Origin of the sequence: Solidesulfovibrio alcoholivorans DSM 5433 (assembly GCF_000702665.1) — a bacterium.
GTDB lineage: Bacteria > Desulfobacterota > Desulfovibrionia > Desulfovibrionales > Desulfovibrionaceae > Solidesulfovibrio > Solidesulfovibrio alcoholivorans.
On the sequence record NZ_JNJA01000018.1, the window covers coordinates 21,541 to 48,005 of the forward strand.

Annotated in this window: 19 protein-coding genes; 11 read left to right on the plus strand and 8 right to left on the minus strand. The window is 65.6% G+C overall.

Annotation, left to right across the window (positions count from 1 at the left end; all coding sequences use genetic code 11):
- Positions 1-32: 32 nt before the first annotated feature.
- Positions 33-641, minus strand: coding sequence for an NAD(P)H-dependent oxidoreductase (locus Q368_RS0119885; protein ID WP_029460792.1), 609 nt, complete (start codon positions 639-641; stop codon positions 33-35).
- On the minus strand, positions 638-1,264 hold the full coding sequence (locus tag Q368_RS0119890; RefSeq protein ID WP_029460793.1) for an MBL fold metallo-hydrolase: 627 nt from the start codon (positions 1,262-1,264) through the stop codon (positions 638-640). The genes Q368_RS0119885 and Q368_RS0119890 overlap by 4 nt, the downstream gene beginning before the upstream one ends.
- A gap of 193 nt (positions 1,265-1,457) precedes the next feature.
- Here Q368_RS0119890 and Q368_RS0119895 point away from each other — a divergent pair, with 193 nt between their 5' ends.
- From Q368_RS0119895 to Q368_RS0119905, 3 genes are all read left to right on the plus strand, one after another.
- Entirely contained in the window at positions 1,458-3,890 is a 2,433-nt protein-coding gene (locus Q368_RS0119895; RefSeq protein WP_052360305.1) for a tetratricopeptide repeat-containing diguanylate cyclase, read from the plus strand.
- A 136-nt stretch (positions 3,891-4,026) separates the two neighbouring features.
- Positions 4,027-5,040, plus strand: coding sequence for an acyltransferase family protein (locus Q368_RS0119900; protein WP_029460795.1), 1,014 nt, complete (start codon positions 4,027-4,029; stop codon positions 5,038-5,040).
- A gap of 43 nt (positions 5,041-5,083) precedes the next feature.
- The gene (locus Q368_RS0119905; protein WP_029460796.1) at positions 5,084-6,163 is read left to right on the plus strand and encodes an SGNH/GDSL hydrolase family protein; all 1,080 of its coding nucleotides are present in this window, start codon (positions 5,084-5,086) and stop codon (positions 6,161-6,163) included.
- Between the two features lie 105 nt (positions 6,164-6,268).
- Here the strand turns inward: Q368_RS0119905 and Q368_RS0119910 are convergent, their stop codons facing one another.
- Positions 6,269-6,628, minus strand: a complete 360-nt coding sequence (locus tag Q368_RS0119910; protein ID WP_029460797.1) for a hypothetical protein — start codon at positions 6,626-6,628, stop codon at positions 6,269-6,271.
- Between the two features lie 269 nt (positions 6,629-6,897).
- Between Q368_RS0119910 and Q368_RS0119915 the strand changes: the two genes are divergently transcribed.
- Together Q368_RS0119915 and Q368_RS24980 are read left to right on the plus strand one after the other, a co-directional pair.
- A complete protein-coding gene (locus tag Q368_RS0119915; protein ID WP_029460798.1) occupies positions 6,898-7,116 on the plus strand; it encodes a hypothetical protein in 219 nt (72 codons plus the stop codon).
- Positions 7,117-7,395: 279 nt separating this feature from the next.
- On the plus strand, positions 7,396-9,438 hold the full coding sequence (locus Q368_RS24980; RefSeq protein ID WP_029460799.1) for a diguanylate cyclase: 2,043 nt from the start codon (positions 7,396-7,398) through the stop codon (positions 9,436-9,438).
- A 176-nt stretch (positions 9,439-9,614) separates the two neighbouring features.
- Here the strand turns inward: Q368_RS24980 and Q368_RS0119925 are convergent, their stop codons facing one another.
- Together Q368_RS0119925 and Q368_RS0119930 are read right to left on the minus strand one after the other, a co-directional pair.
- A complete protein-coding gene (locus Q368_RS0119925) occupies positions 9,615-10,412 on the minus strand; it encodes a DUF169 domain-containing protein (RefSeq protein ID WP_029460800.1) in 798 nt (265 codons plus the stop codon).
- Between the two features lie 318 nt (positions 10,413-10,730).
- Positions 10,731-11,381, minus strand: a complete 651-nt coding sequence (locus Q368_RS0119930; RefSeq protein ID WP_029460801.1) for a SagB/ThcOx family dehydrogenase — start codon at positions 11,379-11,381, stop codon at positions 10,731-10,733.
- 161 nt (positions 11,382-11,542) lie between these two features.
- On the opposite strand from Q368_RS0119930, the gene Q368_RS0119935 reads away from it, so the two are divergent.
- Positions 11,543-14,074: a PAS domain S-box protein gene (locus Q368_RS0119935; protein WP_052360308.1), complete on the plus strand. Its 2,532-nt coding sequence runs from the start codon at positions 11,543-11,545 to the stop codon at positions 14,072-14,074.
- 132 nt (positions 14,075-14,206) lie between these two features.
- Positions 14,207-14,665, plus strand: coding sequence for a hypothetical protein (locus tag Q368_RS24145; protein WP_052360309.1), 459 nt, complete (start codon positions 14,207-14,209; stop codon positions 14,663-14,665).
- Positions 14,666-14,804: 139 nt separating this feature from the next.
- Here Q368_RS24145 and Q368_RS0119945 read toward each other — a convergent pair whose 3' ends face one another.
- A complete protein-coding gene (locus Q368_RS0119945) occupies positions 14,805-17,915 on the minus strand; it encodes an efflux RND transporter permease subunit (RefSeq protein WP_029460804.1) in 3,111 nt (1,036 codons plus the stop codon).
- 9 nt (positions 17,916-17,924) lie between these two features.
- A complete protein-coding gene (locus tag Q368_RS0119950; protein ID WP_029460805.1) occupies positions 17,925-19,130 on the minus strand; it encodes an efflux RND transporter periplasmic adaptor subunit in 1,206 nt (401 codons plus the stop codon).
- A gap of 377 nt (positions 19,131-19,507) precedes the next feature.
- Here Q368_RS0119950 and Q368_RS0119955 point away from each other — a divergent pair, with 377 nt between their 5' ends.
- The 4 genes from Q368_RS0119955 (at position 19,508) to Q368_RS0119970 (ending at position 24,571) form a co-directional block, all read left to right on the plus strand.
- Entirely contained in the window at positions 19,508-21,568 is a 2,061-nt protein-coding gene (locus tag Q368_RS0119955) for a methyl-accepting chemotaxis protein (protein WP_052360310.1), read from the plus strand.
- Positions 21,569-21,674: 106 nt separating this feature from the next.
- Positions 21,675-22,349: a DUF47 domain-containing protein gene (locus tag Q368_RS0119960; RefSeq protein ID WP_029460807.1), complete on the plus strand. Its 675-nt coding sequence runs from the start codon at positions 21,675-21,677 to the stop codon at positions 22,347-22,349.
- Positions 22,350-22,425: 76 nt separating this feature from the next.
- Complete coding sequence (locus tag Q368_RS0119965; RefSeq protein WP_029460808.1) at positions 22,426-22,881, plus strand: Fur family transcriptional regulator; 456 nt, start codon at positions 22,426-22,428, stop codon at positions 22,879-22,881.
- Between the two features lie 181 nt (positions 22,882-23,062).
- Positions 23,063-24,571, plus strand: a complete 1,509-nt coding sequence (locus tag Q368_RS0119970; protein WP_029460809.1) for a catalase — start codon at positions 23,063-23,065, stop codon at positions 24,569-24,571.
- Positions 24,572-24,844: 273 nt separating this feature from the next.
- Here Q368_RS0119970 and Q368_RS0119975 read toward each other — a convergent pair whose 3' ends face one another.
- On the minus strand, positions 24,845-26,422 hold the full coding sequence (locus tag Q368_RS0119975; RefSeq protein WP_029460810.1) for an amino acid permease: 1,578 nt from the start codon (positions 26,420-26,422) through the stop codon (positions 24,845-24,847).
- Positions 26,423-26,465: the final 43 nt, after the last annotated feature.

A 26,465-nucleotide genomic window follows, 5' to 3' on the forward strand; every position in this document is an offset into this window, starting at 1 on the left:
GCGATTTTCCCTCCCTCCCTCGCGCCCCCCCCTCATCGGCCATACGCCGCCCGGGCGGCCGCGCGCCCGAGCGCGGCCACGTCCGCCAGGGCCGCGGCGTCGGCGGCCAGGTCGCCCGGGGCGTCCATGCCGCGCAGCAGGCACGGCGCGGCGAGCTCCCGGGACAAGGGCCAAAGGAAATACTTGAGCGTCAGCAGCGCTCCGTCGAAGAGCTTCTCCCCGCGCTGGCGACCGGCCACGAGCAGGACATGGGCCGCCAGGGCCGCCGGCGGGGCGGCGCGGGGCGCGGCGGCCAGACGCGCGGCGTAGCGGCGCTGGGCGCGGTCGATGAAGGCCTTGAAAAGCGCGGGCACGTGGTAGAAGTAGATGGGCGCGGCAAAGGCCACGACCGGCGCGGCCTCGATCAGGTCGAAAAGCGCCTCGGCCGCGTCGCCGTCCCTGTCCAGGGGACAGCGGTTGCCGGGCCCGGCGCAGGCCCCGCAACCCCGGCAGGGTTCGAGGCGCTGCTCGCGCAGCTTCACCACGCGCACGGGCGCGGCCGCCGCGGCCAGGGCCCCGGCAAAGGCGAGACCGGCCGTGTCGGAGTTGCCGCCCGCCCGGGGGCCGCACAAAAAGACGGCGGACTCCCCCGCCGGCGTCACCGGGCGAACTCCGAAAAAAACGGATTGTGGCGCATCTCGTCGCCCACGGTCGTGGCCGGGCCGTGACCGCTGTAGACCGCCGTGTCCGGGGGCAGCGTGAAAATGGACTCGCGCACGGAAGCGATGAGCGCGTCGTAGTCGCCGCCCTCGAAATCCGTACGGCCGATGGAGCGGTAGAAGAGCAGGTCGCCGACGAAGACCGCACCGGCCTTCGGGAAATAAAACGAGAGGCTGCCCGGCGAATGGCCGGGCGTGGCCAGGACGCGGCAGGGCTGTCCCAGAAGGAGCAGTTCGCCCGGCCCGAGCGGTTCCCAGTCGAAGGGCGGCACGAGCGGCAGGCCCATGAGCCCGCCCTTGCCCAGTTCCGTATCCAGAAGCGGCGCGTCCGCGGCCCCGGCGAAGACCGTCGCGCCGCAAGTCCGGGCCAGTTCGCCGACGCCGTAGAGATGGTCGCAGTGCAGGTGCGTGACGAGCACCGCTTCCAGGGAACAGCCTTTTTCCTTGAGATAATGTGCAACCGCCTCGGGCGGTCCGCCGACATCCACGGCAATGGCCGCATTGCCGGCCGTGGCCACATAGCAATTGGTCTCCAGGGGACCAAGCGGAAACGTCCTGATGTCCATGGCTCACCTCCCGTACGCATCACCCCGGCCTGTCCCGGCCGCGCCTCACCTACCTGCCGGCTTCCGGAGAAAACCCGGACAAGGGTATGCCGCCACAGGGGTGCCGCGTCCCCTGCCCCGCTGTCAAGTCCCGGACATGGGCGCTTCCCGGCGCGCTTGTTTTCCCGCCGCGACGACGGTAGAGCAAAGCCCCATGCAGCCATCATCCGCGCCATCCGTCGCTGCGGGCTCTCCGCTCGCCCAAAGCGACCTCATCGCCTGCGAGCAGTTCCTGCGGGACGTTTTTTCCCGGTTCCTCACCTTCAAGACGCACAGCCTCTATTTCCCCCGCGCCGGCGACGACCCCGCGGCCGAGGGCTTCGGCCCGGGTTTTTCCCTGGCGACGCATCTGCCGGCGGAGCGCAAGGTGCTCATTCCGCTTTGCGCCGACGGCCGCTTGCTCGGGGTGTTCATCGCCCGGGGAGCGAGCCTTGGCGCGCCGCGCACCTTGCTGCCCCTTTTGCCGCGCGTCGCGGCCATGGCCCTTCGCGAGGCGAGCCTGACCAAGGCCCTGGCCACGGACGCGCTCACGGGCCTGGCCACAGGCGAGACGCTTCTGGCCAACATGGCCGACGAAATCGAGCGGGTCCAGGAGCGCATCCTGCCGGGTTCGGGCGGCCTTGCCGATCCCGGGCTTTCCGGGCCGCGCGGCGGCTTCGGGCTGGTCGCGCTGGACCTCGACTTCTTCAGCCGGGTGGCCGCGCGGCACGGTTTTCTCGCGGCCGAGGCGACCCTTGCCGCCGTGGGCAGGCTCTTTGCGCGCCTGTGCCCGCAACAGGGGCTGGCGGCGCGGCTGCACGACGACCTGTTCGGCTTCTTCCTGCCCGGGGCCTCGGCCGCGCGCTGCCGGGAAGCGGCCGATACTTTTGTGCGCGAACTGTCCCGCCTCACCTTTCCCGTGCCGGCCACGGGCGAATCCTTCAGCCTCACGGCCAGCGCCGGCGCGGCGGCCTATCCGCAGGACATGCGCGGCGGCCAGTTCGCGGCCCCGCCCGCCGAGCAGGCGCGGGTGCTGTGGCGCAAGGCGAAAAAAGCCCTGGCCGTGGCCAAGGACCTCGGCCGCGACCAGGCCATGGCCTGGAGCCGCATCCTGGCCGAGGGCGGGGTGGTGCTCGAAACGCTCCCCCTGTCGCGCCTGGCGGTGAGCCTCGGACGCTACGCCGAGGCCGAGGCCGGGCAGCGTTTCCTGGTCTGGTCGCCCAAAAACGAACGCCCGCGCGACATCCGCAAATCCGACGGCGAACGCGTGTCCGGCCGCTCGCCCACGACCATCAAGGGCGAGGTCGCGCTGCTGGAGGTGGGCGAGGACATGGCCTTCGCCGAGGTGCTCCAGCTCGCCGACCCGGATCTGCCCCTGGAGCCCGGCGACCGGCTGCTGCTCGCCCCCGAAGCCGGCGATGCGGCCCCCCTCGCCCCGGCGTGCGACACCTCGCCCCGGCGCGACAAGGTCACGGGACTCTACGACCGCCGCGATTTCCTGCGCCAGGCCGCGCAGGACCGGGAGAAGCGGCAGACATTTTCCATGGTGCTCGCGCTGTTGCCCGACGCCGCCCGCGAGCGCAAACCCGACCGCCCGGCCGAGGCGGACATGGCCGAAGCTGTCGCGATCTGCCGTGCGCATTTCGGACAGGACGCCCTCAGTGGGCGCTTCAGTTCAGGAAAAATCGTCTTCTACCTGCCCGGGCGCGAGCCGGAAAGCCTGCGCGAGCCGGCCGAGGCGTGCCTGGCCGCCCTGACCGAGCGCCTGGGCAAGGCCGCCGTCGGCATCGCCGGCTATCCGTTCCTGGACTATTCCCGCGCCGACGTGGCGGACAACTGCCGCAAGGCGCTGGACCACGCGCTGCTTTTGCCGGAAGGCCCCAAACTCGCCGTGTTCGATTCCCTCTCGCTCACGGTCAGCGGCGACCGCCTGTTCGCCATGGGCGACGTGTACGCGGCCATGGAGGAGTTCAAGCAGGCGCTGCTCGCCGACGAGGACAACATCCTGGCGCGCAATTCGCTCGGCATCTGCCTGGCGCGCCTCGGCCGCCTGGAAGCGGCGCGCACGGAATTCACGCGGGTCATCGGCCGCGACGCGAAAAACACCATGGCCCTTTACAACCTCGGCTGCGTCTGCCGGCGGCTCTCGGAAGCCAAGGCGGCGCGCACGGCCTTCCAGAAATGCCTGCGCGCCGACCCGCAGCACGTCTTCAGCCTGTTGCGCCTGGGGCGCATGGCCGAGGAGGACCGGCGCTTCGAAACGGCGCGCAAGTACTACCGCCGCGCCATGGAGACGCAAAACGGCCCGGCCCTGACCCTGCGCCATCTGGCGCGCCTCGCCTTCGCCCAGGGCAGGCTCGAGGAGGCGCGCGAGCACCTGCACCAGGCCCTGCTCCACGACCCCAAGGACGCCTTCTCCCTGCACCTCATGGCCCGGCTCTACCTGGAAGAAGGCCAGGATCCCGCCATCGCCGAGGCCATGGCCCGCCAGGCCGCCGCCCTGCGCCCGGACCGTGGCGAATTCTGGCGCGAACTGGCCCGGGCGCTCGCCGCGCAAGGCAAGGACGACGCGGCCCGCGAAGCCCTGGCCAGGGCCGATGGGGTGTGAAAACCAAGACAAGCGCCGCAAGAGAAGGTGGACCTGCGCAAAGAAGTCTTCTAAGCAGTAGCTACCGTCGCGTCGGTGCGTATCTTCCCGACGATATTTTTCGAAACGTAACAATCCAAGGGATCCATCCGACACCGTGCGATATTATTCCATTCAATTTCTGCGTCTCGTTTTCATGGCCATGGTCCTTTATCTGCACATGCGGGCCTACCTGATCATCTACGGACAACCGGACGGCACGGTCTTCCACTTCATCCCGGCCGCCTTCATGGCCGCGGCACTGCCGTTTTTCAGCATTTCCGGCTTCATCATGGCCTTCCTCATCGACATCGGCTACCGCAATTTCCTGCCCCGCCGCCTGCTGCGCGTCTACCCCACCTATTTCTGCGGCGTGGCCATCGCCCTTCTCGTCAGCTACCTCGTCTGGCACAAGGCACCGCCCTCCAACCTGTTCGCCGCGGCCTCCCTGCTGCCGCTCGGGCCGGTGGACCTGCCCCTGCACGTGGAATGGACGCTCATTTACGAAATCGCCTACTACGTCATCATTTCGCCGTTCGCCTTGCCTAGGTTGCGCCGTTATTTCGTGCCGTTCCTGTTCACGTGGGCGGCGGCGATCTTCTTCGCCTACTATGTCCTCGGCATGCAGGACGCCTACATCTTCACCACCTGGCGCACCGTGCTGCTTTCCGGCTTCAACCTCTATTTCATCACCGGCGCGCTGGTCTATTACCTCCAGAAGAAGATGCCGGACTGGCACTGGAGCATCTCCGTCGTCACCATCTGCGCCTGTTCGGCCTACTGCGTGCTGAGTTCCTGGGACCGTCCGGCGGGGCTGATCAAGGACATGCGCGAGATCCTGCCCTGGAGCCTGTGCACCGCGGCGAGCCTCTACGCCGTGGTCAAGCTCGAGGACAAGTGGCGCCACCCGCTCATCGAGGCCCTCTCCAACTTCGGCGACTACGCCTACGCCTACTACCTCATCCACGCCGTCATCCTGTCGGCCTTCTTCTCCCTCGCCGTCTACAGCTTCGGCTGGCCGCTCAACAACGCCACCGCTTTCCTGGGCCTGTTCACTGTGGCCGTACTCGGCTACGGTTTCGGCAGGCTGGACATGACCCTGCACAACTTCTTCAAGAAGCGGTTGCGCTAGCGTGCGATGCGCCATGCCAACCCAAGCCGCCGGGAGCTCTTTCATGTCCCTACGCCTTGCGCCCGCCCTGCTGTTTCTCTTGTTGGCCGCCCTGCCCGCCTCCGCCGAGCAGCCGGCAGAGTTTCCACCCGACCGCATCTTCGGGCAAATCCAGGCCAACCGCGACGCCTACGGGCGGGCGGTCTTCATCTTCGGCGACTCCGTCTCCATGATGTGCACCCTGGAGACCATCGATTTCTCGGCCCTGCAGGCCAAGCTCAACGACACCGCGTACATGGTGTCGGCCATGGCCGACATGATGCGCCAGGCCAACGATCCGGGTGAGAAGACCAAGGATCCGCTGTGGTGCATGCACTCCCTGGCTTCGGTCCTAAACGTCCTGTTCGCGGACTCGGGGCTCCTGACGTCGCAAAACCACGGTCTGACCATTCCCTCGGCCAAACTCGTCGCCGCCTACGCCGGGGCGCTGGGCTTGCCGCAAGCGGCGGACGTGGCAGGCAAGGCCGGCGAAATCTCCGGCCTCATAGACGCGGGCGTGATCCGCGACGGCGACGTGGTGATCATGGAGGACGCGGGCTACAACGGGCAGAACCCCGACGCCTACGAGGAGAACTGGCTGACGCTTGGCCGGGCCGTGCTGCCGAAAGCCGCCGTGACCCTGGTGCTCTACGACATGTTCGACGATATTCCGGAAAAGCCGGTCATGGGCATCCCGCCGGACGGCTTCCGCTTCGAGGCCCCTTTCCCGAGCCCCAAGACCGGAGGTCTGCGCAGCCACAACCAGGCCCTGCGCGACGCCGCCGCGACGCTCGCCAAGGATCCGGGCAACAAGGGCAAGCTCGTCTTCCTCGACATGCGCCGGCGCATGGACGCCTTTCGCGCCGCGCTCAGGGCGCAATGCGGCGTGGCCGCGCTGACCCCGGAAGGCATCCACCCCAACATCTGGGGCGAGGCCTTCCTGGCCCGGGAGCTGCTGCGCGGCGCGGGACTTGCGCCCCTTGTCGCCAATCCCGGCCCCTACCTCGATCTGCTCGCGGCCAACGCCTCGCGCCTGTCGCTGACCGGCAAACCCCTCGATGCGGACAAGACGCGGGCATTCATCCGGACCTGGCTTGCGCCCTGACGCCCTTTTCACGCCACGCCACACAAAAGGCCGCGACCGGGAACATCCCGATCGCGGCCTCGTTTTTGGCCGCCGCGTCAGGCAGCACCCGACGCGGTCACGGACCTACCTGGGGCGCGGTCCCATGGGGACGGGCGCGAACCCGGGCCGCGGCCCGACGGGGACGGGCGCGACCACCGGGTGCGGCCCGATGGGAACCGGCGCGGCCCAGGCCACCGGACGCGGACGCGGGGCGCCCCAGACCGGCGGCGGCACGTAGGCCGGGCCGACATAGACCGGAGGCGGCACGTAGACCGCCGGCGGCGGCACATAGGCCGGCGCGACGTAGACCGGCGGCGGGCCCACCGTGGCATAGACGGGCAGGCTCACGGCGAATCCCGGTCCGGCCACGGTCAGGGCTCGGGCCGAATCGGCCGCGGCGACAAGGGCCAGACTCAGGACAGTGATGGCGATCAAACGTCTCATGGTACACCTCCCGGTGACGATCCAAGCCAACGCCTTCATTGATGCCAGAAGCGTGCCAGCAGCCTCCGTCTCCGGCAATGCGATCAACCGTGCGCCAGCCCAAGCGATTTCGTTTGAGCGTCCGTTGTGGCCCCGCACGCCTTTCTCCGGCGGTTACACTTTTTTCACCACAGGATTACGTCCGTTGCCCACATCGCCGAGATATCGGCGTCCCCCTTGCCGGTCGTCGCGGACGGCGTTACTTTCAAAACACCGTCTGGAGGCGTGCCATGAGCATTTCGGATCGCATGTGGGAGCGCGCGGCATCCCTGACCCGCTTCGACCCTTCCTCCACCGCCGACATGGTGGCCGCGCTCGCCGCCGGCCATTTCGCGGCCGAACGCCTGGGCCCGAGCATGGGCAGCAACGTCCCGGACGACACCCCCCGCGCCATCACCACGCACATGCTCGACACGGGTCTCGGGGCCATCGTGCGCGAGAAAATCTGACCCCGGCAGCACGTGTCCCGCCGATGCTCTGCGCTTTTTCCTGTGCCCGGCCTTTTGCACGGCAGTGTGCCGTGTGAAGCGGGAGACCCTTCCAAGCGCACCTGTGCAGCGCAAACGGGGGAATCGAAACAGGACAATAAGCATTCCCAAAGGGACTTTTCAATTTATTGTTTACTTGTCCACATCCCTATGGCATGAGTATGCACGCTAGGGATTTTTATAAAGTAGCAACCGACAATTTTTCCTTCACTTCTTCACCCCCCTTCGTATCATCCAAGCATGCTGGAAAATCTTGACATAAGAACACTTGCAGTCTGTTACGGCATTTTTTGTTGCACTCAATTTGTTGCATTTTTTTTGCAGCACAAGATCAGCAAACAGGGAGAAGGATTAGGGTGGTGGACCCTTGGAAGCGGCTGTACCGTTTTTGGTTTTTTCCTTTTCTTTCTTCGCGACATACCCACATTCCATTCATTTATTGTATTTATTTATAATTTTACTTTTATACTATGCTTTTCATTTATCTACATTGGTTGTGCCAAGTATAACGACTCAAAAATATTAAAAAAATATCTTTACATTACACTTTCATTGGCCGCCTTCTGCCTGCTGTATTTCACTTATGTAAATTCCAGCATTCCCCTACGCAGGACTATCACGTCATTCGCTTGCGCCATATTTTCCATTTTTTCTGCGACAACTTTAAGGCAAAATTCTCCGAACGAACGCAACATCGTCATTGATTTTCTCAAGGTTATATTCATAGTCGACGCTTTTTGGTTGTCAGCATTTGCGGTCATCCCTCTCCTCACAGCGTCGGTCCCGCTGTTATTTGAAAAACCATCGCCCTTGATCCTTTCATATCTTCTCCTCATCACCACGAGTACGCTTTGGACTTTCGGTCTGATCATCCTCGTCAATCAAAAACTCTCGAGCCAATTGCAGACTTCCAAGCTGTTCTTGCAATCCACGTTGGACGGACTTTCGGCCAGCATCGCGCTCATTGAAGAACATGGCGAAATAATCCTTACCAACAAGGCGTGGCGGGATTTTGCTTCTGCGAACGGGGTCGCCCCGGAACGGGTTTCCGAAGGAGTGAATTATTTGACCACGTGCGAAAGCAACGCAACCAGTTGCTGCAGCGACGCCTTTTTGTTTTCGGAAGGATTGAAAAGCGTTTTGAGCGGTGCCAGATCGCTCTTCACCATGGAATACCCCTGCCACTCCCCCGGCAAGCGACGGTGGTTCCTGGCCCGAGTCACCCGGTTTCCGTGCCAAGGCCCGACACGAGCCGTCATTGCCCATGAAGACATAACGGAAAGAAAACTTATGGAAATCGCGTTGGAGGAGTCAAACAAGCAGCTCGAAGCGATCACCAACGAGGACGGGCTTACAAAAATCTCAAACCGCCGCCATTTCGACAAGATGCTGTCCTACGAATGCAGCAGGCACTCGCGCTCCGGAACCACACTTTCGATTGCGATGCTCGATATCGATTATTTCAAATATTATAACGACACGTACGGCCATGTCAAAGGCGACGAATGCCTGCAACGGGTTGCCCGGGCAATCGCCCGAAGCCTCAATCGGCCGACGGACCTTGCGGCCAGATACGGAGGAGAGGAATTCGTTTGCCTCATGCCGGACACCAACCTCCTTGGCGCAGTCGGCGTGGCTGAAAACATCAGAAAAACCATTGCCAATTTAGCCATTCCACACGCCGGGTCAGAAGTGTCCGATACAGTCACTGTCAGCATTGGAACACTTTCCCTTACGTGCACAAAAGATACAACACCGGATTCTATTATCCGGAAAACAGACGAACTCCTCTACCAGGCAAAACATGAAGGGCGCAATCGCATCAAATTTGCATCAATAGATGAAACATACCGCCTTGACCAGGCAAATGGCGGCATTGGGACATTAAAAATTTTATTCAGCGATACATACACTTCGGGAAATTCCACCATCGACACACAACATGCGCAGCTAATCAGCCTTGCAAATGACCTTCTGCAACACACCTTTACAAACAATACACCGCAAGAGACACAAAGACTTCTCGTCGATATCTTCGTCCACGTAAAAAAACACTTTGAAGACGAAGAAGCGATACTTCACGCAAACAACTACCCAGAGATCGACAACCACGCGGCCGAACATGCCCGCCTTGTACGACAGTACAGTAAACTCATACAAACAGATACGTCAAAAGATATACAGACAATAGACATACTACAATACATAATACACGACATCATCATGGAACATATGATCAAAGAAGACTCAAAATATCATTATATTTTTAACGACATACACTGATGCGCACAACGCCCGAGGGATGCAGCCACAACAAGAAAGCGGCCCCGCAGGGCCGCTTTCTTACCGCCGTCGCGCCTCGTGTCGCGCCCTCGAAGAAAGCAAATGCTTTTCCTGGGACAACACGTGCGACGGGCCGTTTTTCAACCCGACTACCGTATGCGCGAAGGGTCGCGGCGTTAGTCCGCGACGGCCGGGGCCTCGACCTTCTTGAACACGATCAGCGGGCAGTTCTTGCAGATGTCCGCGCCGGGGAAGGGATGGCCGACGCGCGTCACCGACGCGCCGCCCGTGGCCGCCTTGCGCTCCAGCAGCCGCGCGACCACGAGGCCGATATCCGCGCCGGGAATGGACACGTTGATCTCGCCGCGCTCGGTCTTGCCGGCGTTGTAGCTGCCGCTGCAGGCCAGGAACACGTTGGCCTCGCCGCTGTTGAACGCGAACACGTTGCCGGCGCAGGCCGCCGAATTCATGGTCATGTTGGGACGCAGCGGATGGATGTCGCGCGCCGCCATCCAGTCCACCACCAGGTGGTAGGCCTGCATGTTGTCGCAGTAGAAGTGCACCGTGTCCGGGGAAAACGGCGCATCGGCCAGGGGCGAGACCACCACGGACAGCAGCGGCTGCTTCAGGCGCGGCTTGCTGCGCACGAACCGCTCGGCCTGCTCCATGTCGCGCACGTACTTGAGGTGGCCCTTGATCTCGGCCTCGTCGATCTCCTTCCAGCCGAACACGCACTTGGCATTGCCGCAGCCGAGCTGCTCCTTGCCCATGAGCACCGTGATCCCTTCCATGCGCGCGCCGATTTCGGCCTGGCAGAAGGTCAGGGCCTTGGCCGGCAGGTAGTAGTTCCCCTTGGCCTTGAAGGCGTCGAGCTCGGCCTGGTCGAAGAAGTATTTGATGGCGATGGGATAGTGCATAAGGCGCAGTTCCTCCATGAGGATGCGCTGCATTTCCGGATAGGTGAGCGTTTCCATGCTGACTCCTTTTGTATGGCGATGCGGAAAAATGCGCCCGGGTGTCCGGACTGACGCCGGCGGCGGCGCGCCGCCTGACGACCGTATCGGCTTTATGATGGTAGTGGAGGTAGCGATTTGGGCAAGGCAATGTCAACAACAAAGCGCTTTTGCCTGATTTATCACGTGCGGCGCGACGGTTGCGGGCCGAGGGAGCAGCAAGATTGTGCTTTTTTGCACAAGCTTGCTGCGATTACAGCGTTCCCAGAATGCGGACAACGACTGTTATCTTGCGCTGATCCTACATACACGGACACCATTTATAAGTAAAGCGTGATGTCAGACCTTGGGATAGCCCACGCTCTGCGAAAGCGTGATCCGCCGCCCGTCCGGCAGGCCCATGGCCTTGGCCAGGGCCGCGCCGTCGAAGTTCGCCCGCACCACCGTGGCCAGGCCCATGGCCGCGCAGTAGAGATAGACGTTCTGACTGATGAACCCCGTGTCGGCCCCGGCGTAAAAGGCCTTCTCCTCGGGCGTCGCGCCCGCCACCTTGCCCATGTCGGCCACGTAGACGAGATCGACCGGGACCGTGGCCGCAAACGCCTGTTTGCCCGTGGCGGCGCGCAGGTCCTCGGTGGAGACCCGTTCCAGCCGGTGGTCCCTGGGTTCGTAGCGGAAAAGGCCGTCCGCCTTGGCCACGTAGACGTCGATCTCCTGGCGGTTCATGGCCGTCGGGGCCGTATGCTTGCCGGCCTCGGGCCGATTGATGCCGTTGGCCGCCCACAACAGCCCGGGAAGAATCTCGTCCGGCAGGGGGCGCGCGTCGAAGCTACGCTGGGTCTGCCTGGCGCGCAGCGCCGCTTCCAGGCTTTTGTCCCCGGGCAACGCCGGCGTGGGCAACGCCGCCCCCTGCGCCGCGACACCCGCGCGCGGCGCGGCCAGGCCCGCGGCGACGACGCCCGCGGCCAGCAGAAAATGCCTTCTGTCCATGCGGAAACCTCCTCGAACGCTCGGCGTTCGCGGTCCCCTCATACTTTCGGCGCATGACGCGGGCAAGAGAGGCACCTTCTGGAAACCAACCCTTGCCGGCACTGTGGAAAAAGACCATAACGCTCACAAGAAACGATATTTCAACTTCGCGAAGCACTGCCATGCCCGACGCCGTGGACAACCCTTCCACCCCGCCATCCACTGCCTGCGCCCCTCTCCCCGCCGCCCTGTGGGAGGCGGCCGGGGACATCGCCGTAGTCCTGGACGCCTCCGGGCGCGTCGTCCATTTAAGCGACGCCGGCTTGGCACTGCTCGGCCTGGACCGGGAAACGACGTTGGGGCGCGAGTGGCTTTCCTTTGCCGTGGCCCAAAACGACGTCCCGCGCCTGCGCCCGCTCCTCGAGGCCCTGGCCGCAGGCGGCGAGGCAGCTTGGCCGGAGCATGGCGTCATCACCCAGCGCGGCGTGCGGCGCATCCGCTGGAAAACGGTCCCGCTGCCGGCAGGGGGCCCGGAAACGGGCCGGGTCGTGGCCTGCGGCAACGATATCACGGACTGCCTCGAAGCCACGCAAACCGCCAGGGAAAACGAAGCCACTTACCGCCGCATTTTCGATGCCGTCAACGACGCCATTTTCGTCCACGACCCGGACACGGGCCGATTCCTCCAGGCCAACGAACGCGCGACCACGCTGCTCGGCTACGGCCCGGAGGAGCTGCGCCGCCTGTCGCCGGCCGAGACCAGCGCCGGCTACCCGCCCTACTCCACGGCCGAGATCCAGGAGGAACTGCGCCGCGCCCGTGAAGGCCAACCCCGACTGTTCGAGTGGCTTGCCCGGGACAAATCCGGCAGGTTGTTCTGGGTGGAGGTCAACCTGCGCCGCGCCGTCCTCGACGGCCGGGAACGAATCATCGCCGTGGTGCGCGACATCACCGAGCGCAAAGCGGCCGAGCGGGCGTTGCGCGAGAGCGAAAAGAAATTCCGCCAGTTGGCCGAGGCCATCGGCGAGGTCTTCTGGCTCGGCTCCGCGGACTGGAAGCGGGTCTTCTACATCAGCCCGGCCTATGAACGGCTGTGGGGCCGCAGCACCAAAAGCCTCTACGAAGCCCCGCTCTCCTGGATCGACGGCGTCCATCCCGACGATCGCGACGCGGTCCTCGGCGCGCTGGGCACCGTGGCCGGCAAGCGGCCCGGCGCCGGCTCCTTCCCCGAATACCGGATCGTGCGCCCGGACGGCCAGGTGCGCTGGGTTCAGGCCCGCTATTTCCCCGTGGCCGACGACGCCGGCGTGGTCACCCGAGTGGCCGGCATCGTGGAGGACGTCACCGACAGCCATGCCGCCGGTGAAGGCCTCAAGCGCCTCAACGAACGGCTGGAAGTGATGGTGCGGGAGCGGACCATGACGCTCAACCGCATGAACCAGGAACTCATCCGCGAAGTGGCCGAACGCCGCGAAGCCGAGGCGGCCATGGCCGCGGCCAAGGAGGCGGCCGAAGCGGCAAGCCAGGCCAAATCCGTGTTCCTGGCCAACATGAGCCACGAAATCCGCACGCCCTTAAACGGCATCCTCGGGATGGCGCAGGTCCTGGCCGCGACCGAACTGGACGAGGCGCAGCGCGGATTCCTCAAGGACATCGAGGACAGCGCCGGGGCGCTGTTGCGGATCATCAACGACATCCTTGATTTCTCCAAGATCGAGGCCGACCGCCTGGAAATTTCCAAGGAACCCATGAGCTTGCGCGGGGTCCTGGCATCGGTTGCGGCGGCCCTTGGCGTACTCGCCGCGGACAAGGGCCTGGGACTCGCCACGGAAGTGGCCGAGGACGTGCCCGACCTGCTGCTCGGCGACGCCGACCGCCTGCGCCAGGTACTGCTCAACCTCGTCGGCAACGCCATCAAGTTCACCAAGCGTGGGGGTGTCGTCATCGGCGTGCAGTGCGTGGAAACCTGCCTGCCGCCTGAAGCCGCCGCGCAGCACCCCCTCCAGGGGCTGCTCTTCACCGTCAGCGACACCGGCATCGGCATCGCGCAGCAAGACCTCGAGCGCATTTTCGAACCCTTCATCCAGGCAGACGGCGCCTATACCCGCCGTTTCGGCGGCACGGGCCTGGGGCTCGCCATCACTAAGCGCCTCGTCACCCTGATGGGCGGAGACATCACCGTGGAGAGCGTCCCGGGAGAGGGCTCGGAGTTCACGTTCACGGCCGTCTTCGACCTGGAGTCCGACGTTCCGGAAACGGCCGCACCGGCGCACGACGCCGCGCCAACGCCCCTGCCGCCGCTGAGGGTGCTCGTGGCCGACGACAACCGCGTGAGCCGCGACATCATCGAAAAGTGGCTCTGGCAACGGGGCCATGTCGTCAGCGCGGCGGGCGACGGCAAGCAGGCCCTGGACGCCGCGACCATGGCCACCTTCGACCTCGTGCTCATGGACATCCAGATGCCCGGCTTAAACGGCCTGGAAGCCGCGCGGGCCATCCGCGCCCTGCCCGACCCGGACAAGGCCTCGGTCTACATCGCCGCGGTCACGGCCCATGCCATGCCCGGCGACCGCGAACGCTTCCTGGCCGACGGCCTCGACGACTACCTGTCCAAGCCTCTGGCCCAGGCCGAACTGGACCGCGTACTGGCCGCCGCCGCCCGGCGCGCCCGGCCGGAGGACTTCCCCCCGGAAGACGGCGCGACGCCGGCCTGACGCCCGCCTGCGCGCCGCGCACAACGTCCGCCGGGGCCACCGAACGCACGGCCCGCCGCTTCGCCGCGCGGGGTGCATTCTTTTTGCATGGCTTCCTGCGATCCTTCGCCGTGCGAAGGACGGGAGCGCCCAGTGCCACATTCCCGCCTGGAAAAAACCGCCGCGTTCGCCTCGGGCCTGCTCTTCGTGGCCTGGATCGGCGGCAGTTGCGGCGCGGCGGCCTACAAGGCCGTGTACTGGCTCATTTTCAGCGTCTGGCCGGAGACCGCCCTCTACGGCCTCGTGCCTGCCGCCGTTATCCGTTTCGTCCTCACGCTGCCGCGCGGGGAACTCCTTACGCGCACGCTCCTGGCGCTGCTCACCACCGACCTGCTGACCTACATCCTCGTCGTGCCGCCGCTCTTGCTGGCCCCCTGCCTGGCCTATCTGCTGTCCGGCCGCCGGCCGGGGCAGGCCTGGCGCATGGCCGCGCGGCCCTTTGCGCCTGCCGGCCGCCGGGCCGGGAGCGACAGCGCCGCACGGGATTTCTTCCGGCGCAATCGTGGATTTTCCGGTCCGGAGCGCGGCAAGAAATCCACGGATTGTGGATAACGTCTTGCCCCCGCAACGCATGAACGGCCCGGACGCATCGCGCACCCGGGCCGTTCGTTTCTCCCCCCTATCGGGGAGGTCCAGGAGGGGGTCACCCCCTCCTGGCCGCCGGAGGCATTCTTCCCCGTCTTCCCCCCGCTCAGCGCCGCAGGCGCTCCACGGCGCGCTGGATGTAGCAGTAGAGAGCCGGCACGAAGTAGACGCCGAGGATGGTGGCCGCGATCATGCCGCCGAAGACCGCCGTGCCCAGGGCGTGGCGGCTGGCCGCGCCCGCGCCCGAGGCCACGAGCATGGGCACGACGCCGAGGATGAAGGCAAACGACGTCATGAGGATGGGCCGGAAGCGCAACGTGGAGGCGGCCACGGCCGCGTCGGCCGGGGCGTCGCCGGCCTCGCGCCGCATCTTGGCGAATTCCACGATGAGGATGGCGTTTTTCGCCGCAAGCCCGATGAGCATGACGAGGCCGATCTGCGCGTAGACGTTGTTGTCGAGCCCGCGCAGCATCTGCGCGGCCATGGCTCCGAACACGGCCAACGGCACGGCCAGGATGACCGCGAAGGGCACGGCCCAGGACTCGTACTGGGCGGCGAGCACCAGGAAGACCATGACCAGGGCCAGGGCGAAGATGTAGATCGACTGGCTGCCCGAGCGCACCTCCTGGTAGGCGATGCCGGTCCAGTCGTAGCCGAAGCCCTGAGGCAGGGTCTTTTTCGCCAGGTCGGCCAGGGCCGTCAGCGACTGGCCCGAGGAGAAGCCGGGAGGCGTGCCGCCGGAAATCTCCACGGCGCGGAACAGGTTGAAGCGGCGGATGTATTCCGGCCCGCGGATGTCCGTGGTCTGGCCCAGGGTGCTGAGGGGCACCATGTCGCCGCTGGCGCTGCGCGCGTAGAAGCGCTCGATGTCGGCCGGCGAGCGGCGGAAACGCGGCTCGGCCTGGAGCATGACCCGGTAGGTGCGGCCGAACTTGTTGAAGTCGTTGACGTAGAGCCCGCCGAGGTACGTCTGGAGCGCGCCGAACACGTCGCTTGGCGGAATGCCGAGCGTCTGCACCTTGTCGCGGTCCAGGGCGTAGAAGAGTTGCGGCACGTCCACGCTGAAGTCGGTGAAAAGCCCGGTCACGGACGGCAGCGTCCGCGCTTCGGCCATGAAGCCGTAGGCCGTGCGGGCAAGATCGGCCACCGGGCCGCCCGAGCGGTCCTGGAGTTCGAACTGGAAGCCGCCCGTGGTGCCAAGGCCGGGAATCGGCGACGGGTTGAACGCCATGACCATGGCCTCCTGCATCCCGGCGAAATGCGTCCTGGCCCGGTCCATGACGGCATCCAGGCTCAGTTGCGGCGTCGCGCGCTCCTCCCAGGGCTTTAAGATGACGAACATGGCGCTGGCGTAGGAGCTGTAGGTGCTGGTCATCAGGTTGTAGCCGCCGAGGGCCAGCACGTCGGCCACGGCCGGATCGGCGGCGAGATGCTCTTCCAGGCGCTTGATCACGGCGTCGTTGCGTTCGAGCGACGCGCCCTCGGGCAGCAGCGCATTGACGATGAAATAGCCCTGGTCCTCGTCCGGGACGAAGCCCGTGGGCAGGGTCGTCAGCAGCCAGTAGGAGCCGGCGAGCACCGCGCCAAGCAGGGCGAGCGTCAGCACGAAATAGCGGATGGCCCCGCGCACGCCCGCGGCGTAGCCGCTCGTGGTGCGCTCGAAAAGCGTGTTAAAACCCCGGAAAAACGCGCCCAACGGTCCGCGGGGCAGGCTGGCGGGGCGCAAAATCAGCGCGCACAGCGCCGGGGAAAGCGTCAGGGCGCAGATGGCCGAAAGGGCCACGGACACGGCGAGCGTCAGGGCGAACTGCTGGTACATCCGCCCCGTCACCCCGCCCATGAAGGCAACGGGCACGAACACGGAGATGAGCACGAGCGAAATGGCGATGACCGGGCCCGCCACCTCGGCCATGGCCGCCTTGGTGGCCTCCTTGGGCGGCAGCTTCCCGTGGTCGATCTTGTGCTGCACGGCCTCGACCACGACGATGGCGTCGTCGACCACGATGCCGATGGCGAGCACCAGCCCGAACAGCGTGAGCGTGTTGATGGAGAAGCCGAAGACCTGCATGAAGGCGAAGGTGCCGACCAGCGACACCGGCACGGTGAGCATGGGGATGAGCGTGGCCCGGCCGTTTTGCAGGAAGATGTAGACCACGACGAGCACGAGGAGCACGGCCTCGAACAGCGTCTTGACCACCTCGTGGATGGAGGCGGTGACGAAGCGCGTGGTGTCGTAGGGGATGGTGTAGGCCACGCCCGGCGGGAAATAGCCGGCCTGCTCGGCCATGATCGCCCGGATCTTGGCCACGACGTCGAGGGCGTTGGCCCCGGGCAGCTGGAAGACCTGGATGGTGCAGGTGGGCTTGCCGTTTAAGCGCGTGAACGCACTGTAGCTCTGGCTGCCGAGTTCCACGCGGCCGACGTCGCGCACGCGCACGATCTCCGCGCCCTTGCCCGTACGCACGATGATGTCCGCGAATTCCTCGGGATCGGCGAGCCTGCCCTTGACCTGCACCGTGAGCTGGAACTCCTGGCCCGGGGGCGCGGGCGGCATGCCGATCTGGCCGGCCGGGGCCTGGACGTTTTGCTGGGTGATGGCGTTGGCCACATCCGTGGCCGTGAGCCCCAGGCGCGCGAGCTTGTCCGGGTCGAGCCAGACGCGCATGCCGTAGTCGCGCTCGCCGAAGACGGCCACGTTGCCGACGCCGGGCACGCGCGCGAGCGCGTCCGTGATGTTGATCTTGGCGTAGTTGTTGAGGAAAAGCGTGTCGCGGCTGCCGTCGGGAGAGTTGAGGTTGATCACGAGCAGCATGTCCGGGGACTGCTTTTTGACCGAGATGCCGCGCCGGGTCACTTCCGGGGGCAGGCGCGAGTTGGCCAGGGCCACGCGGTTTTGCACGTCCACGGTCGCGAGGTCCAGGTCGCGGGCGATGTCGAAGGTGACGTTGAGGACCATGCGCCCGTCGTTGGAACTCACGGAATTCATGTAGAGCATGTCCTGGGCGCCGTTGACCTCCTGCTCGATGGGCGTGGCCACGGACTCTTCCACGACCTGGGCGCTGGCGCCGTCGTAGGTGGCCGAAACCTGCACCGTGGGCGGCACGATCTGCGGATACTGGGCCACGGGCAGGGTCAGGATGCAGATGGCCCCGACCAGGGTGATGACGATGGAGATGACCGTGGAAAAGACCGGCCGCTCGATGAAGAAGTCGACCATGGCCGTTCCTTACGGTTTGACGGGCGCGGCGGCCGGCGCGGTTGCGGCGGTGGCGGGCTCCGGCGCGATCTTGACCGTGACGCCGGGCCGCACCTTGGACACGCCCTCGACAACCACCAGATCGCTCGGGGTCAGGCCGGAATCGATGACGAACGAGCCGTCCTTGCTGCCGCCGAGCGTCACGGCCTTGGCCTCGATCACGTCGCCCGGGCCGACCACGTACACGGACTTGCTGCCCTGGATGTCGACAATGGCCCGCTGCGGCACGAGCAGCGCGCCCTGGCGGGTGTCGAGCAGGGCGCGGACCTTGGCGTACTGGCCGGGCTTGAGGAGGCCCTTGGGGTTGGGGAAGACGCCGCGCACGCCAAGGGTCGCGGTCTTGGCGTCCACGGCCCGCTCGGCCATGTCCGCCTCGCCCTTCTGCGGATAGACCGAGTCGTCGGCAAGCACCAGGGTCAGGGGGAATTCCTGTTCCTTGCCGTCGCGTTCCTGCATGGCCGCGACGAAGCCCAGGTAGTCGCGCTCGCTGATGGAGAAATCCACATAGATGGGGTCGATGGAGGAAATTTCGGCGAGCAGGGTGTTGTCGCCCTTGCCGACGAGGTTGCCGACGTTGACCAGGGCCTTGCCGATGCGCCCGGTGATGGGCGCGGTGACCTTCGTGTAGCCCAGGTCGCGTTCGGCCGTCTCCACCGCCGCCTTGGCGCTTTCGACGTTGGCCGCAAGCTCCCGCTGGTTGGTGAACTTGGTGTCGTATTCGTCGCGGCTGACGGCGCGCTGCTTGTAGAGCTGCTCGAAGCGGCCGAAGTCGACCTGCGCCTTGGACAGGAGCGCCTGCTGGCGGGAGAGTTCCGCCTGGGCCTTGCGCAGGCTCTCCTGGTACTGGCGCGGCTCGATGACGAAAAGCAGGTCGCCCCTCTTGACGATCGCGCCTTCGGTGAAGAGCCGCTCCTTCAAATAGCCCTCGACCCGGGCCCGCACTTCGATGTTTTCCTTCGCCGCAAGCCGCCCCACGAATTCCGCCGTGACCGGCACGTCGGCGACCACGGGTTTTTTGGCGGCCACCATCACCGCCGGCGCGGCCGGGGCTTTGGCGGTGGCCTTCTCTTTGTCGGCGTCGCCCTGGCCACAACCCGAAACGGCGAGGCACACGAGCATGGCAACGAGCAGGAAGATGCGGGAGGGGTACGGCGAACGTCTGCGGGAACGCGACATGGGGGGCTCCTTGTCCGAGCGGTGCTTTTTCTAATTGCGTAAAGAGAGTTACACAGGCGGATGGAAAATGTCATCCCCCATGGCGCGTAAGCGTTCGTTCACCTGGGAACCATCCGCAATGCCACAGGACGAATGCATGCAATACATCACAAAGAGCAGCGAAGCCGTCAGGATAACGACGTTTCGCCGACGCAGCAATGCGATCGGAAAACCAACATATCCCAAAATTTCATAATATTGCAATAAAATTTGTAATTTACTTCCGCTTCTTCCGTCATTTTTGTTCAATTTAGGCCGCAACCATGGTACTTGCCCAAAAATCCCCCTCTCACTCGGTCCGGAAGGGGACGGAAACCGCATCCGCCAACGGAGTCGCCATGTCGCTTCGCATCAAAGTCCTTGCCCCCACAGTGGCCCTGGTCCTGCTCGTCGCCGCCCTGTTCACCGCCACCTGGCTCGTCTCGCGCGGGCAGCGCCATGACGGCCTGGTTGTCAACATCGCCGGCCGCCAGCGCATGCTGTCCCAGAAGATGGCCAAGGAAGCGCTGCTCGCGGAACTCGCGGCCGCCGCGGGCAAAGGCGACCCCGCGCTGCTGCAAAAGCTCGACGCCACCATAAGCGTTTTCGCGGTCAGCCTCGAAGCCCTGCGCGTGGGCGGCCAGGCCCCGACGACCCTGGCCCCTGACGGCCCCCGGGCCACCCTGCCCGTGCCCTCCGGGGAGGTGGCCGCGCAGCTTGCGACCGTGGCCGGGCTGTGGCGCGACTACGAGGGCCTGATCCGGGACGCGGCGACGCAAACGGGCAACCGCGACGCCACGGGGCTGCTTGCGGCCAGCGAACGCGTGAACGCGGCCATGGACAAGGCCGTGGGCATGCTCCAGGCCGAATCCGCGGCCCGCGTGGACACGTTGCTGCTGGTGCAGGGCCTGTTCCTGGCCCTGGCCGTGCTGCTCGGGCTGTATGCTTTCCTGGCCTTGCGCCGCACGGTCCTTGCGCCGCTTCGCCGGTGCATCGCCTTTGCGGAGGAAATTGCCGCCGGCAACTACCGGGCGCGTTTTCCGGGCGAGATCACGGGCGAGCTCGGCCGGCTCAAGGACTCGCTTACGCGCATGCTCGCCGGCATCAAGGACAAATTCTGCTTCATCGAGGGCGTCATCGCCGCCATCGCCGACACCTCGCCGTTCCTCATCCTCGACGCCGACGGCAGGATCACCCACGTGAACCAGCTGCTGCTCGACCAGCTGGAACGGACGGAAAAGCCCGCGGACATCGTCGGCATGACGCCCGGCCAGCTCTTTTTCGGCGACCCCACGCGCGAAACCCGCACGGAACGGGCGGCCCGCACCCGCCAGTCCTTCCACGGCGAAATCGACATCAGCCTTCCCTCCGGAGACGTCAAAACCATCAGCATTTCGGCCACGCCCATCGCCGATGATGATGGCCGGCCGCTCGGGCTGTTCGGTTTCTACACGGACCTCACGAGCGCCAGGAAAATGCGGGAAAAACTCGACCGGCAGCGCGACAACCTGCTCACCCTCGGCCGCCAGGCCGAGGACGTGGCCAAGGCCGTGGCCGAAGCCACGAGCGAACTCTCCGGGCTCGTCACCAAGGCCTCGCGCGGAGCCCAGTTCCAGACCGGCAAGCTCGCGGCCTCGGGCGACGCCATGGCCGACATGGACGCCCGGGCCCGGGACATGTCCGGCCAGGCCAGGGAGGTGGCCGACGACGCCGCCACCGCCCTGGACAAGGCCCGCCAGGGCGACGCCGCCGTGTCCGAGGTCGCCTCCTCCATCGCCCGCATCAACGCCCTGTCCCAGGAAATGCGCCAGGGCATGGACGCGCTTGGCGGCCAGGCGCGGGAAATCGGGGCCATCACCACGGTCATCTCCGACATCGCCGACCAGACGAACCTGCTCGCGCTCAATGCCGCCATCGAGGCCGCGCGCGCCGGCGAGGCCGGGCGCGGTTTCGCCGTGGTCGCCGACGAGGTCAGAAAACTCGCGGAAAAGACCATGAACGCCACTCGCGACGTGACCGACGCGGTCACGGCCATCCAGCAGGGCATCGGCCGCAACATCGCCTCCACCCAGGAATCCGGCCAGGCCGTGGAGGCCTGCACGGGACTGGCCGCCAATTCCGGCCAGTCCCTGGCCGCCATCGTGGAGATCGTCTCCCGCACCGCCGCGCGCGTGTCCGGCATGGCCGCACTGGCCGACGCCCTGGCCGCGCAGGGTGTGGGCATCACGCAAAACCTCGCGAGCATCCGCGGCGTGTCCGACGAGACCGTCTCTGGCATGCGCCAGGCGGCCGACGCCGTCTCGGACCTGGCCCAGCGCACGGGCGAGCTCGAGGCCCTCATCGAATGCCTGCGCGGCGAGCACGAGGCCGAATGCGTCACGGACCGGGGCGCGCCTAAGGCGCTTGCGGCCCGCAACTGACCTCCCCGCCGCCTGCCCGGTTGACAGGGGCGGCGGGTTTGCAGCATGCCTGTTGTCCGGCTTTCCGCATCCGCCATCGCGGCCGCCCGACGCCAAGGAGTTTCGTATGCTGCCCGCCTCGCTGCGCTTTTTCGGCCCCCGCCGCCAGGACTACCTGCCGGGGCTGCTCGACCACTACCGCCCCGTGGCCCGGGGCATGGCGCTTTTAAACGAAGCCCTCAAGCACGTCCTGGAAAAACGGCCGGACAAGGGCTTCCGCGTGCTCGTCAGCGAAACCGACATCCTGGAGGCCGAGGCCGACAAGGTCAAACGCCGCATCCGCAACCACCTGCCCCCGGGCTTTCTCATGGTCGTGGACAAGACGCTGTTCCTCGACTACACGCGCCGCCAGGACGACATCCTCAACGCCGTGCAGGAGGCCGTCACCTGGCTCTACCTCGCGCCGTTCGACGTGCCGCCGCCCCTGGCCGAGGCCACGCGCCTGTGCGTCGAGGAAGCGGCCACGACCGTGGCCCTGCTGCAAGCGGCCCTGACCGAAGCGGTGAACTTCATCCTGCGCGGCAAAGGCGAGCGCGGCACGGTCAAGGCGCGAATGCAGGACATCCGCACCCAGCACCTCAAGGTGGTCAAGGCCAAACGCGGGCTCATCGCCGCCGCCTACGCCTCGGACATGGAGTTCGCCCGCGTCTACCAGGTCATCCGGTTCGTGGAATACGTCTACCGGGCCAGCCACAGCGCCGAGAACTGCGCCGACCTCCTGCGGGCCATGCTCGCCCGCTGAGCCCGCCGCCGAGGAACCCCATGGCCATTGGCGTCCCCCTCCCCCCAGCCTCCGCAATTTCGGAAAGCCCGCGCCCATGAACGCCGCTCCTTCGCGCCTCGACGCCGTGGTCAGCCGCCTGCGCCGGATGGGACGCCGCATTTCCCCCCAGCGCCTGGCCATCCTGCGCGTGCTCGTGGAAAGCCCGCTCCATCCCACGGCCGAGGCCGTCCACCGCCTGCTTTTGCCCAACCATCCCGACATGAGCCTGGCCACGGTCTACAAGACCATCGCCGTGCTCAAGGAATGCGGCGAAATCCTGGAACTCCAGTTCAGCGGCCAGGACAACCGCTACGACGCCAGGCGCCCCGCACCCCATCCGCACTGCATCTGCCTCGCCTGCGGGGCCATCGCCGACCCGCCGGCGGACGGCCTGACCGAACTGACCGAGGCCCTGGCCCGGGCCAGCGGCTACGCCATCACTTCCCATCGCCTGGATTTCTACGGCCTGTGCCCGAAATGCCAGGCCGGCAAGAGCGAAGACCCGGCCTAGCTTTCCACGAAAAGTCTTTTTTCCCGGCCTCCCGCCAGCATTCCGCCGCTCCTTGCGCCAGGACGCTGCGGCTTTTTTTCATTTTCCCGTTGCCATGTTTGCCTGCCTCTTGTAGAAAATGACTATCCATAAAACCGGCCGCCCCCGGCGGCAAGAGGCCCATCGGCCAGGGAGACGGAACATGCCGGAAAAAAAGACCATGACCACGGGATTCGGCGCGCCTGTCGGCAACGACCTTAACACGGCAACAGCCGGCCCGCGCGGTCCCGCGCTCATGCAGGACGTGCACCTGTTGGAAAAGATGGCCCACTTCGACCGTGAACGCATCCCCGAACGCGTGGTCCATGCCAAGGGCGCGGGCGCGTACGGCTTCTTCGAGGTCACGGCCGACGTGACCCGCTACACCAAGGCGAAATTCCTTTCCGCCGTGGGCAAGCGCACGGAGGTCTTCGCGCGCTTTTCCACCGTGGGCGGCGAGCGCGGCTCGGCGGACAGCGCCCGCGACCCGCGCGGGTTCGCGCTCAAGTTCTACACCGAGGACGGCAACTACGACATGGTCGGCAACAACACGCCGGTCTTCTTCATCCGCGACCCGCTCAAGTTCCCGGATTTCATCCACACGCAAAAGCGCAATCCGCAGACCAACCTCAAAGACGCCAACATGTTCTGGGACTTCCTGTCGCTCACCCCGGAGTCCCTGCACCAGGTGACCGTGCTCTTCTCCGACCGCGGCACCCCGGACGGCTACCGCCACATGAACGGCTACAGCAGCCACACCTACAAATGGTACAACGCCGCCGGCGAATACTTCTGGGTGAAATACCACTTCAAGACCGACCAGGGCATCAAGAACCTGACCCGCCAGGAGTCCGAGGCGCTGGCTGGCGGCAATCCCGACCACGCGACCGAAGACCTCCACAACGCCATCGCATCGGGCAACCCGCCCTCCTGGACCCTGGAAATGCAGATCATGACCCCGGAGCAGGCCAAGGACTACCGCTTCGACATTTTCGACGTGACCAAGGTCTGGCCCCACGCCGACGTGCCGCCCCTGGTCGTCGGCAGGCTCACCCTCGACCGCAACCCGGTCAACTACTTCGCCGAGGTGGAACAGGCGGCGTTCAATCCGAGCAACCTCGTGCCCGGCATCTCCGTTTCGCCGGACAAGATGCTGCAAGGCCGGCTCTTCTCCTACCACGACACCCACCTGCACCGCCTGGGCCCCAACTACCAGCTGATCCCGGTCAACGCGCCCAAGGCGGCCACGGTCGCCAACTACCAGCGCGACGGCTTCATGCGCACCGACGACGGCGGCGGCGCGGGCCCCAACTACTGGCCCAACAGCTTCGGCGGCCCGTCTCCCGATCCCGCCGCCCTGGAGCCGCACTTCCCCCTCGAGGGCGAGGCCGGCCGCGACGTCTACACGCACCCCAACGACGACTTCTCCCAGCCCGGCGAGCTCTACCGCAAAGCCATGAATGCCATGGACCGCGAGCATCTGGTCGGCAACATCGTGGAGCACCTGAAAAACGCCCTGCCCCGCATCCAGAAACGCCAATGCGCGCTGTTCTACAAGGCGGACGCGACCTGGGGCGAACGTGTGGCCGCGGGCCTCGGCCTGGACATGGCCGAGGTGCGAAATCTCGCGGCCATGAGCCAGGAAGACCGCGTCGCCGCTACGGCATCGTAGGAGGAGAAGGAGAGAGAAGAGGGAAGAGGAAGAGAAGATGCCTCCGGCGGCCAGGAGGGGATGATCCCCTCCCGGACCCTCCCCGACGGCAAGCCTCCGGTCCCTACCGGACACATGGCCTTCCCGCCCGGCATGGCAGTCATTGCGACGCGTTCTCGGGGAGAAATCCCATTCCCCGAGCGAACAGGAAATATGCCGTGAAGAACTACGCGGGGGGCGCGCTTGCAGGCGCGCCCCCCCGTTTTTCCAGACAGCGTGCGGGCAGGCCGAGTCCTAGGACTCGGCCTCAAACGCCACAGCTTCGGCGGGTTCGGCCACACGCAGCTTGCTGTGCTTGATGCCGTACATGAAGTAGACGACCATGCCGATGACCATCCAGATAATCAGCCGCAACCAGGTGTCCAGCGGCAGGCCGGCGGCCAGATACAGACAGCTGAGACAGCCGAGGATGGGGGTGACGGGCATGAACGGCGTTTTGAAGGGCCGCGCCAGTCCGGGCTGCTTGTAGCGCAGCACCAGCACACCGGCGCAGACGATGGCGAAGGCGAACAGGGTGCCGATGGAAACCAGCTCGCCCAGGATGCCGATGGGGAAAAAGCCCGACACGAGGGCCACGGTCACGCCCGTGACGAGCGTGGTCATAAACGGCGTGCCGAACCGGGGATGGATCTTGGAAAACCCGGGCGGCAGCAGGCCGTCCCGGGACATGCTGAAGAAGATCCTGGGCTGGCCCAGCAGAAAGACCAGGATCACGGAGGTCAGGCCGGCGATGGCCCCCAGCTTCACCAGAATGGACAGCCAGGGCATGCCCATGACGTCGATGGCCACGGCCACGGGGTCGGACACGTTGAGCTTGGTGTAGGGGGCGACGCCCGTCAGCACCAGCGACACCAGCACGTAGAGGATGGTGCAGATGACCAGGGAGCCGAGGATGCCGATGGGCATGTCCCGTTGAGGGTTTCGCGCTTCCTGGGCCGTCGTGGAGACGGCGTCGAAGCCGATGTAGGCGAAAAAGACCACTCCCGCCGCCCGGACGATGCCCGAGACGCCGAAGTGGCCGAAGTCGCCGGTGTTTTGCGGAATAAATGGCAGCCAGTTGGCCGGGACGACATAGAAGAAGCCGACCCCGATCACCAGCAGCACGACGACGATCTTCAGCGCCACGATGCAGGCGTTGACCGTGGCCGATTCCTTGATGCCCCGGATCAGCACGCCCGTGAGCAGCAGCACGATCAGGCAGGCCGGCAGGTTGAACAGGGTGACGGCCTGGGGAAGCCCGGCCGCGTCGATCCCCGCCAGTTTCAGGTCCTTGGCGTAAGCCGCCAGCTGGTACCAGCCCTCGGGCGTGGACACGTGCATCTTCTCGAACAGGGTCTGGGTCACGTAGACCAGATGCGTGCCGGGCGCGTCCATGAGCTGGGGCGGGATGTGGATGCCGAGGCTTTTGAGGAAGCTGACCATGTACCCCGACCAGCCCACGGCGACCGTGGCGGCGCAGACGGAGTATTCGAGGATGAGGTCCCAGCCGATAAACCAGGCCAGGAGTTCGCCGAGGGTGGCGTAGGCATAGGTGTAGGCACTGCCGGCGATGGGGATCATCGACGCGAATTCCGCGTAGCACAGGCCGGCGAAGCCGCAGCACACCGCCGCCAGGAAGAACGAGAGCACGACGCTGGGGCCGGCGTATTCCGCCGCCGCCTTGCCCGTGAGCACGAAGATGCCCGCTCCTATGACCGCGCCGATGCCGATGGCGGTCAGGTTGACGGGGCCGAGGGTTTTCTTGAAGCCGCTATTGGCCTTTGCCTCTTGTTGCAGAGCCGTGACGCTTTTTCTTCTCCACAGAGTGTCCATCGGATTTCCTTCGGGCTTTTAGAGGATATGCCTGAATTGGATT

Coding starts and splice junctions, on each gene's coding strand:
- Q368_RS0119890 (WP_029460793.1), bottom strand. CDS start 1,264: ATGGACATCAGGACGTTTCCGCTTGGTCCCCTGGAGACCAATTGCTAT.
- Q368_RS0119895 (WP_052360305.1), top strand. CDS start 1,458: ATGCAGCCATCATCCGCGCCATCCGTCGCTGCGGGCTCTCCGCTCGCC.
- Q368_RS0119905 (WP_029460796.1), top strand. CDS start 5,084: ATGTCCCTACGCCTTGCGCCCGCCCTGCTGTTTCTCTTGTTGGCCGCC.
- Q368_RS0119910 (WP_029460797.1), bottom strand. CDS start 6,628: ATGAGACGTTTGATCGCCATCACTGTCCTGAGTCTGGCCCTTGTCGCC.
- Q368_RS0119915 (WP_029460798.1), top strand. CDS start 6,898: ATGAGCATTTCGGATCGCATGTGGGAGCGCGCGGCATCCCTGACCCGC.
- Q368_RS24980 (WP_029460799.1), top strand. CDS start 7,396: ATGCTGGAAAATCTTGACATAAGAACACTTGCAGTCTGTTACGGCATT.
- Q368_RS0119925 (WP_029460800.1), bottom strand. CDS start 10,412: ATGGAAACGCTCACCTATCCGGAAATGCAGCGCATCCTCATGGAGGAA.
- Q368_RS0119930 (WP_029460801.1), bottom strand. CDS start 11,381: ATGGACAGAAGGCATTTTCTGCTGGCCGCGGGCGTCGTCGCCGCGGGC.
- Q368_RS0119935 (WP_052360308.1), top strand. CDS start 11,543: ATGCCCGACGCCGTGGACAACCCTTCCACCCCGCCATCCACTGCCTGC.
- Q368_RS0119945 (WP_029460804.1), bottom strand. CDS start 17,915: ATGGTCGACTTCTTCATCGAGCGGCCGGTCTTTTCCACGGTCATCTCC.
- Q368_RS0119950 (WP_029460805.1), bottom strand. CDS start 19,130: ATGTCGCGTTCCCGCAGACGTTCGCCGTACCCCTCCCGCATCTTCCTG.
- Q368_RS0119955 (WP_052360310.1), top strand. CDS start 19,508: ATGTCGCTTCGCATCAAAGTCCTTGCCCCCACAGTGGCCCTGGTCCTG.
- Q368_RS0119960 (WP_029460807.1), top strand. CDS start 21,675: ATGCTGCCCGCCTCGCTGCGCTTTTTCGGCCCCCGCCGCCAGGACTAC.
- Q368_RS0119965 (WP_029460808.1), top strand. CDS start 22,426: ATGAACGCCGCTCCTTCGCGCCTCGACGCCGTGGTCAGCCGCCTGCGC.
- Q368_RS0119970 (WP_029460809.1), top strand. CDS start 23,063: ATGCCGGAAAAAAAGACCATGACCACGGGATTCGGCGCGCCTGTCGGC.
- Q368_RS0119975 (WP_029460810.1), bottom strand. CDS start 26,422: ATGGACACTCTGTGGAGAAGAAAAAGCGTCACGGCTCTGCAACAAGAG.